Raw genomic sequence first — 7,288 nt, forward strand, 5'->3', positions numbered from 1 at the left:
TCACCCACCGGGAGGACGTGGCGGAGCGGGACGCGCGCCGTGGCCGGGCCGACGGAAAGCGGAGACGAGAGGCGTCATGACTTCCCGAAGAAAGAGCACGTCTCCGGCGACGGGCCCACGCCGACGCGGTGGGGCCGTCGGCGCGGCGACGCTGTGGGCGAGGCCGCGCCGCCGGGCCTTCCTGTCCGCCGACCATCGGCGGGGAAGCCATGAGTGATCAAGGACTGGCGGACGTCCTCGCCGAAGAGCTGAGCGTCGTCTTCATCGGCATCAATCCCGCACCGCGCTCCGTCGCGGCCGGGCACAGCTTCGCGACCCCGGGAAACCGGTTCTGGCCGGCCCTGCACGCCTCCGGCTTCACCCCCGCCGTCCTGCGCCCGCGACAGGAACGAGACCTGCTGGACCTGGGGCTGGGCATCACGGGCATCGTGCGCCGGCCCACCTCCCGGGCCGACCAGCTGACGCCGCAAGAACTGGCCGACGGCGGACGCGACCTGACGCGGCGCCTGCGCGCCCTCTCTCCCCGCTGGGCGGCGTTTCTCGGGGTGAGCGGATACCGCGTCGCGTTCGGCGCGCCCCAGGCCCGCATCGGAGCCCAGACCGAGACGATCGGCGGGACCCGGGTATGGATACTGCCCAACCCCAGCGGACGCAACGCTCACTTCCCGCCCGCCGCCCTGGCGGCGGAGTTCACCCGGCTGCGCCACGCGGCAGGACTGCCCGACCGATCCGCGCGCCCCTGACAGCACGGGGGCCCCACCGTGAACACCTGTGGGGGCGATCACCGGGGCGATCACCCCGGACGGCGCCCGCGCCCACGTCGTCAACCGCTCCGACGTCACCGCCTCGGTGATCGGCGCCGCCATCGCCATCGCCACCGTCATCGCCACCCCCGTCCTGGCCGGAATCGCCCCCGCCGACGTGGCGCTCGTTTCACCGGCCGCCCGGTCGTGGCGTCGTCCGCCACCTCCTCGGGCCGTCGTTTCCGTACAAGACGGTCGAAGTGGCGCTTCCTAGCATGGGTGTGGGCACTTCGCCGCGGTGCGTCGGCGGGCACCACCATCCGCCTGTCGATCTACCTGGCGGTCTTGTCGCCCGGTAATGAGTCACCCGGTAATGAGGAGAACAGCACATGCGTGATCTGGTCTACACCGCGTTCGTTTCGCTGGACGGCGTCGTGGACTCCCCGGGCGGTGGGCCGGGCGAGGACCACCGCAGCGGCGGCTGGGTGGTCAAGGACGTCGAGTTCCTGCCCGAGGCGTTCTCACTCAAGGGCGAGGAACTGGAGGACACGACGGCGCTGATGTTCGGCCGCCGCAGCTACGAGGTGTTCGCACCGGTGTGGCGCGACTCGGAGGACCACGCCGCCTACAGGGAACTGCCCAAGTACGTGGTCTCGACCACACTGCCCGACGACGCCCTAGTCGAGGGGTGGGGTCCGACGACGATCCTGCGCTCGGCCGAGGACGTCGCCGGGCTCAAGGAGAGCGAGGGGGGCGCGATCTTCATCCACGGGAGCGCGGAGCTCGCTCGGCGCCTGTCGGACGCGGGCCTGGTCGACCGGTACAACCTGCTCGTCTTCCCGGTGCTGCTCGGAGCCGGGAAGAGCCTGTTCAGCGGCACGGACAAGGACAAGCAGGCACTGAGGCTCCGGGAGTCCGCGGCCTACCCGAACGGTGTCGTCAAGTTGATCTACGACGTCGTCGGCTGATCCAGATCCAGATCCATATCCAGGGCGAGGGCGCCGCCGGTGCCCTCGCGGAGTTGCCGCGCCGTACGCCCGACGTACCGGCGCAGCGCACGGGCCAGGTGCGGCTCGTCGAAGTACTCGAACTTGGTGACGACATCGGCGACCTGGGCGCCAGCGGCCAGCAGCGCCGAGGCCTTGCGGACACGTTCGATCTGCCGTACGGCGCCCTGGGTGAGCCCGGTCGCCGTGCGGAACCGGCGTTCGACGGTGCGTTCCGAGAGCACCGGACGGTGGCCTCGGCGAACCTCGGAGACGAGCGGGTCGCGGACCACGGCTCCGGCGCGCACGAGGCGGTCGACCAGGGCCTCGGCGTCGTCGGGGCCGGGCCTCTCCCAGCGGAGACCGTCCAGCCGGAAGGTCCTGCGCGTGGTGCCGGGGAGTTCGACGCCACGGTCGACCAGGGCCGGCGTGGGCACGGCCCGGAGCCAGGTCCCCACCGCGAACTCGATGCCGACGAAGGTCGCGCCCTCCGGCACCGGCGCGGTGCCGGTGCCGGTCTCAGGGCCGGAGACGCCCGCGTACGCCGTGCCGTCGAGCTCCCAGAACACCAGACCCCAGCACACCGTCGCCACCGAGGTCATCTCCGCGACCCGTTCGCTCGTGCAGGTCCACACGGTGTCGACCCAGGGGGAGTCGGACGCGCGAGTCTCGAACCGCAGTGCCACGGGAGAAGGATAGGCGCAGTTCGCCGCACACCCGATCGGGCCGCCGTCGTGCCGGACAACGGCCAGGACCCGGCCCGCGGGCCGGACGCGGACACGGCCGGTTGACATGATCGCGAGCGTGCTCGGTTCCGGATGGCCCTTGACCAGGCTGGAAGCCGCTTGTCGCCGGGCCTGTACCCGCCGGTGAGGCGATCCAGGCGGCCGGCGCACACCGGCCCTGACCTGGCCCTACGATCCATGATCGTCCGCCGTCCCCGTCCGGGGTTGCCGTCACCCGGCCGATCGTCCCGCCGATCACCCGGCCGATCTCCCGCCGATCACCCGGAATCGGGGCTCCCCGGAATCGGGGCTCTCGGAATGCGGCGAGGCTCGACCGGCCGGGCTTCGCGGCCTGCGCCGTGCCCGGCGTCTTCGTTCCCGCCCGCCTCCTGTGCCCCGCCTCGGGCCGTGACGAGGACGCCGGGTCACAGCCGGACCAGACCGATCACGAACACGCATGTGCTCCTGGTCACCGAAGGGCACCCCGCAAGACTTTAACCAGTCAACATTTTAAATTATTCACGTTATGAAGGTATATTTGGGCTATGACCGCATCCCAGCCCCCGACCACCGCCGAGGAGCTGCGAGGTGCCGGCCTACGGGTGACGGCGGCCCGTGTCGCACTGCTCGAAACCGTCAGAAACGGTGACCATCTCGATGTCGAGGCGCTCACCTCGGGAGTACGTGACCGTATCGGCCAGGTCTCCCTCCAAGCCGTGTACGAGGGCCTCCACGCGCTCACCACCGCGGGGCTCGTCCGCCGTATAGAACCGCCGGGCAGCCCGGCCCTGTTCGAGGGGCGGGTCGGCGACAATCACCACCACATCGTGTGCCGATCGTGCGGCGTCGTCGCCGACGTCGACTGCGCGGTCGGTGAGGCGCCCTGCCTGACCGCGTCCAACGATCACGGCTTCGTGATCGACGAGGCCGAGATCATTTACTGGGGCGTGTGCCTCAACTGTTCCACCGCCAGCTGATCCGGAAGGATTTCCATGACCGAGAACCACGACGCGATCGTCAACGGCCCGAAGAGCGGGGGTGAGGCAGGCGGCTGTCCGATCGCGCACGACTCCGTGACCGCGCGGGGCAGCGAGAGCGAGAACCCGGCCATCGACTCGCCGACCCCGAAGACCGGCGGTCGTCCGCACACGAACCGGGACTGGTGGCCCAACCAGCTCGACCTCTCGATACTGCGCGCGCACTCCTCCAAGGGCAACCCGCTGGCGGAGGACTTCAGCTACGCCAAGGAGCTCGAACAGCTCGACGTCGAGGCCCTCAAGCAGGACATCGTCGAGGTGCTCACCACCTCGCAGGACTGGTGGCCGGCCGACTTCGGCCACTACGGCGGCCTGATGATCCGGATGAGCTGGCACGCCGCGGGCACCTACCGCACCCACGACGGCCGCGGCGGTGCCGGCGACGGCTCCCAGCGGTTCGCCCCGCTCAACAGCTGGCCCGACAACGCCAACCTCGACAAGGCCCGCCGGCTGCTGTGGCCGGTCAAGCAGAAGTACGGCCAGAAGATCTCGTGGGCCGACCTGCTCGTGCTCGCCGGCAACGTCGCCCTGGAGTCCATGGGGTTCAAGACCTTCGGCTTCGGTTTCGGCCGCGAGGACATCTGGGAGCCCGAGGAGATCATCTGGGGCCTGGAGGACGCCTGGCTCGGCGACGCGCGCTACGTCACCGAGAACGAGATGGCGCCGGACGTCGGCGCGACCGAGATGGGTCTCATCTACGTCAACCCGGAGGGTCCCCGCGGCAACGCGAACCCGGCCGCGGCGGCGCACTTCATCCGCGAGACCTTCGGGCGGATGGCGATGAACGACGAGGAGACCGTCGCCCTCATCGCCGGCGGCCACACGTTCGGCAAGACCCACGGCGCCGGGATCGCGGACGACCACGTGGGCCCGGAGCCCGAGGGCGCGCCGCTGGAGTCGCAGGGCCTGGGCTGGCTGAGCACCTACGGCAGCGGCAAGGCCGGGGACACGATCACCAGCGGTCTTGAGGTGACGTGGACCGACGTGCCGACGCAGTGGAGCAACCGTTTCTTCGAGATCCTCTTCGGCTACGAGTGGGAGCTCACCACGAGCCCCGGCGGCGCGAAGCAGTGGGTCGCGAAGGACGCCGAGGCGATCATCCCCGACGCCCACGACCCGTCGAGGAAGCACAAGCCGACGATGCTCACGACGGACCTGTCGCTGCGCGTCGACCCGGCGTACGAGAAGATCTCCCGCCGCTTCCTGGAGCACCCCGACGAGTTCGCGCTGGCCTTCGCCAAGGCCTGGTACAAGCTGCTGCACCGCGACATGGGTCCGGTCAGCCGCTTCCTCGGGCCGTGGGTCGCCGAGCCCCAGCTGTGGCAGGACCCGGTGCCGGCCGTCGAGCACGAACTGGTGGGTGAGGGCGACGTCGCCTCCCTGAAGGCCAAGGTCCTGGAGTCCGGCCTCACGACCGCCCAGCTGGTCTCCACCGCCTGGGCCTCCGCCGCGAGTTTCCGGTCCACCGACAAGCGCGGCGGCGCCAACGGCGCCAGGCTCCGCCTGGAGCCGCAGCGGAGCTGGGAGGTCAACCAGCCCGAGCGGCTCGCGACGGTCCTGGACACCCTTGAGGGCGTCCGGAGTGAGTTCAACGAGGCCGGTGGCGCGAAGATCTCGCTCGCCGACCTGATCGTGCTGGCCGGCTCGGCCGCCGTCGAGAGGGCGGCACGCGAGGCCGGCGTGACGGTGACGGTACCGTTCCGCCCGGGCCGCACCGACGCCACCCAGGAGCAGACCGACGTCGAGTCCTTCGGGGTTCTCGAACCCCGCGCCGACGGGTTCCGCAACTACCTGTCCTCCGGGGAGAAGACCCCGCCGGAGGTGCTGCTCGTCGACCGTGCCTACATGCTCAGCCTGACCCCGCCCCAGCTGACCGTCCTCGTCGGCGGCCTGCGCTCTCTCGGGGCCAACGTCGGCGGCACCCGGCACGGCGTCCTCACCGACCGGCCCGGCGTGCTCACCAACGACTTCTTCACCAACCTGCTCTCCGCGGGCACCCGGTGGAAGGCCTCGGAGTCCGAGGAGCACGTGTACGAGATCCGCGACGTGAGCACCGACGAGGTGAAGTGGACCGCCACCGCGGTCGACCTCGTCTTCGGCTCCAACTCCCAGCTCCGGGCCCTCGCGGAGGTCTACGCCGGACAGGGCGCCTCCGACAGGTTCGTGGCCGACTTCGTCGCGGCCTGGACCAAGGTCATGGAACTCGACCGGTTCGACCTCACCTGATCCGTTTCCACCTGACGAGCCCGGTCGAGCCACCATGATCGACCGGGCTCGTCCGCTGCCGGGCCCGGCCATGGTCACGGACCGTCTTCCTCGCGAAGGGGCCGGGTATCGAGTCTCGCTTTCCACGACGGGCCGGGCGCGGCTCAGAGGTCTTTCCAGGACAGGGCGAGCGTGGTGTGGCGCTTGCGGATGAGGAGCCCGCCGTCTGGCGGGTCGCCTCGGTAGGCGTCGATGCGCAGCCCCGACGTCATGGGCCTGTCCGCCATGTCCCAGGCCTGGATGTGGGCGACCATCTCACTCGCCAGCCGTACCCTGTCAGGCCCGTGGCCGCGTGCGATCAGTGTCCCGTCCGGCGACGGCTCCAGCAGGCAGAGATTGTCGCGCTCGACGATGCCGACGGCCATCCGGAAGCCCGTCGTGTCGAGCGGGGGCGCGGCCAGCCACCCGGGCCGCGCCTCCGAGATCGTGCACCAGCGGGGCTCGTGCACCGCGAGCCACAGGCTCAGCCCGTCGAGGAGCTGGGAGAGGCTGGTGCTGATCTCGGTGGACAGCTCGACCACGGGCCCGTCGAGCGCCCCCAGGACGTCGCCGATCTCGCTCGCCTCGGGCAGTGAGATCGACAGGTCGGACTCCCGGTCCAGCATCAGCGTCGTCTCCGGACCCGCGAAGGGGCCGCGCATCCGCATGAACCCGCAGGGCAGCACCGAGCGGCTCGTCCAGTGCCCGTTGTCCCGTTCCATCGCCACCGAGCGTTGTACCCCCCGCAGGTCCAGCGGGGCGACGAGGCGCCCGCCGGGGGCGAGCTGCTCCAGCCACGCCGGGGCGAGGTCCCACACGCCGACGGTGGCGATCACCCGGTCGTAGGGCGCCTCGGGGGGAAACCCCTCGGCGCCGTCGCCGCCCACCAGCCTCACCTCGGGGTGACCCGCGACCGCCAGGTGCTCCCCGGCCAGCTCCACCAGGTCAGGGTCGATGTCGACGCTCACGACCAGGCCCTCGGGTCCCACCAGGTGGGCGAGCAGTGCGGCGTTGTAGCCCGTCCCCGTCCCGATCTCCAGCACCCGCTGTCCCGGCTCCACGTCGAGCTGGTCGAGCATCAGGGCCATGATCGCCGGCTGGGAGGAGGAACTGATCGGCCGGCCCTCCAGGTCGCGCTTGGTCACGATCGCGTCGTCCTGGTAGACGGCCTCCGCCGCGAGCTCCGGCAGGAACACGTGGCGTGGCACCACCCGCAACGCGTCGACCACGACCTCGCTGATGCCCCGCGCGCTCACCCGCGAGACCAGCTCTTCCCGTAACGCGTGCCACTCAGTCATCGCCGACCTCCGTGCCGTATGCGTAGTGCCCTGAGTTATATGCCCCCGCACATGTCGAACGTCCCCGTGACGCGCCGTCTCCCGACGCCCCGTGCCGGGATCGGGCGGGAAAGCGCGGGTCCCGCGGGCCGTGACGGTACCCCTCATACGGTTAGCGCGCAACGCCTGCCGGGGCGGGAGGGAAGGGCCCGCCGGTCCGAGGCGCCGGCGGGCGGCTCTCGCCCTCCGGCCGACGGGAGCGGGCCCGGGGGGTCA

At 70.9% G+C, this 7,288-nt stretch carries 7 protein-coding genes; 5 read left to right on the forward strand and 2 right to left on the reverse strand.

Going from position 1 to position 7,288, the window contains the following annotated elements; genetic code table 11:
• Positions 1-209: 209 nt before the first annotated feature.
• From mug to ACSC1Q_RS37550, 3 genes are all read left to right on the forward strand, one after another.
• Positions 210-743: a G/U mismatch-specific DNA glycosylase gene (gene mug, locus ACSC1Q_RS37540; RefSeq protein ID WP_436763486.1), complete on the forward strand. Its 534-nt coding sequence runs from the start codon at positions 210-212 to the stop codon at positions 741-743.
• A 28-nt stretch (positions 744-771) separates the two neighbouring features.
• A complete protein-coding gene (locus ACSC1Q_RS37545; RefSeq protein WP_436763487.1) occupies positions 772-1,017 on the forward strand; it encodes a hypothetical protein in 246 nt (81 codons plus the stop codon).
• Between the two features lie 115 nt (positions 1,018-1,132).
• Complete coding sequence (locus tag ACSC1Q_RS37550; protein ID WP_436763488.1) at positions 1,133-1,711, forward strand: dihydrofolate reductase family protein; 579 nt, start codon at positions 1,133-1,135, stop codon at positions 1,709-1,711.
• Here ACSC1Q_RS37550 and ACSC1Q_RS37555 read toward each other — a convergent pair.
• On the reverse strand, positions 1,693-2,415 hold the full coding sequence (locus tag ACSC1Q_RS37555; protein WP_436763489.1) for a helix-turn-helix domain-containing protein: 723 nt from the start codon (positions 2,413-2,415) through the stop codon (positions 1,693-1,695). The genes ACSC1Q_RS37550 and ACSC1Q_RS37555 overlap by 19 nt on opposite strands.
• Before the next feature lie 584 nt (positions 2,416-2,999).
• Here ACSC1Q_RS37555 and ACSC1Q_RS37560 point away from each other — a divergent pair.
• A complete protein-coding gene (locus ACSC1Q_RS37560; protein ID WP_436763490.1) occupies positions 3,000-3,431 on the forward strand; it encodes a Fur family transcriptional regulator in 432 nt (143 codons plus the stop codon).
• A gap of 15 nt (positions 3,432-3,446) precedes the next feature.
• Positions 3,447-5,717: a catalase/peroxidase HPI gene (katG, locus tag ACSC1Q_RS37565; RefSeq protein ID WP_436763491.1), complete on the forward strand. Its 2,271-nt coding sequence runs from the start codon at positions 3,447-3,449 to the stop codon at positions 5,715-5,717.
• A gap of 143 nt (positions 5,718-5,860) precedes the next feature.
• Here the strand turns inward: katG and fxlM are convergent, their stop codons facing one another.
• Positions 5,861-7,033: a methyltransferase, FxLD system gene (fxlM, locus tag ACSC1Q_RS37570; protein WP_436763492.1), complete on the reverse strand. Its 1,173-nt coding sequence runs from the start codon at positions 7,031-7,033 to the stop codon at positions 5,861-5,863.
• Positions 7,034-7,288 lie beyond the last annotated feature (255 nt).

The organism is Streptosporangium heterodermiicola (assembly GCF_051390675.1).
GTDB lineage: Bacteria > Actinomycetota > Actinomycetes > Streptosporangiales > Streptosporangiaceae > Streptosporangium.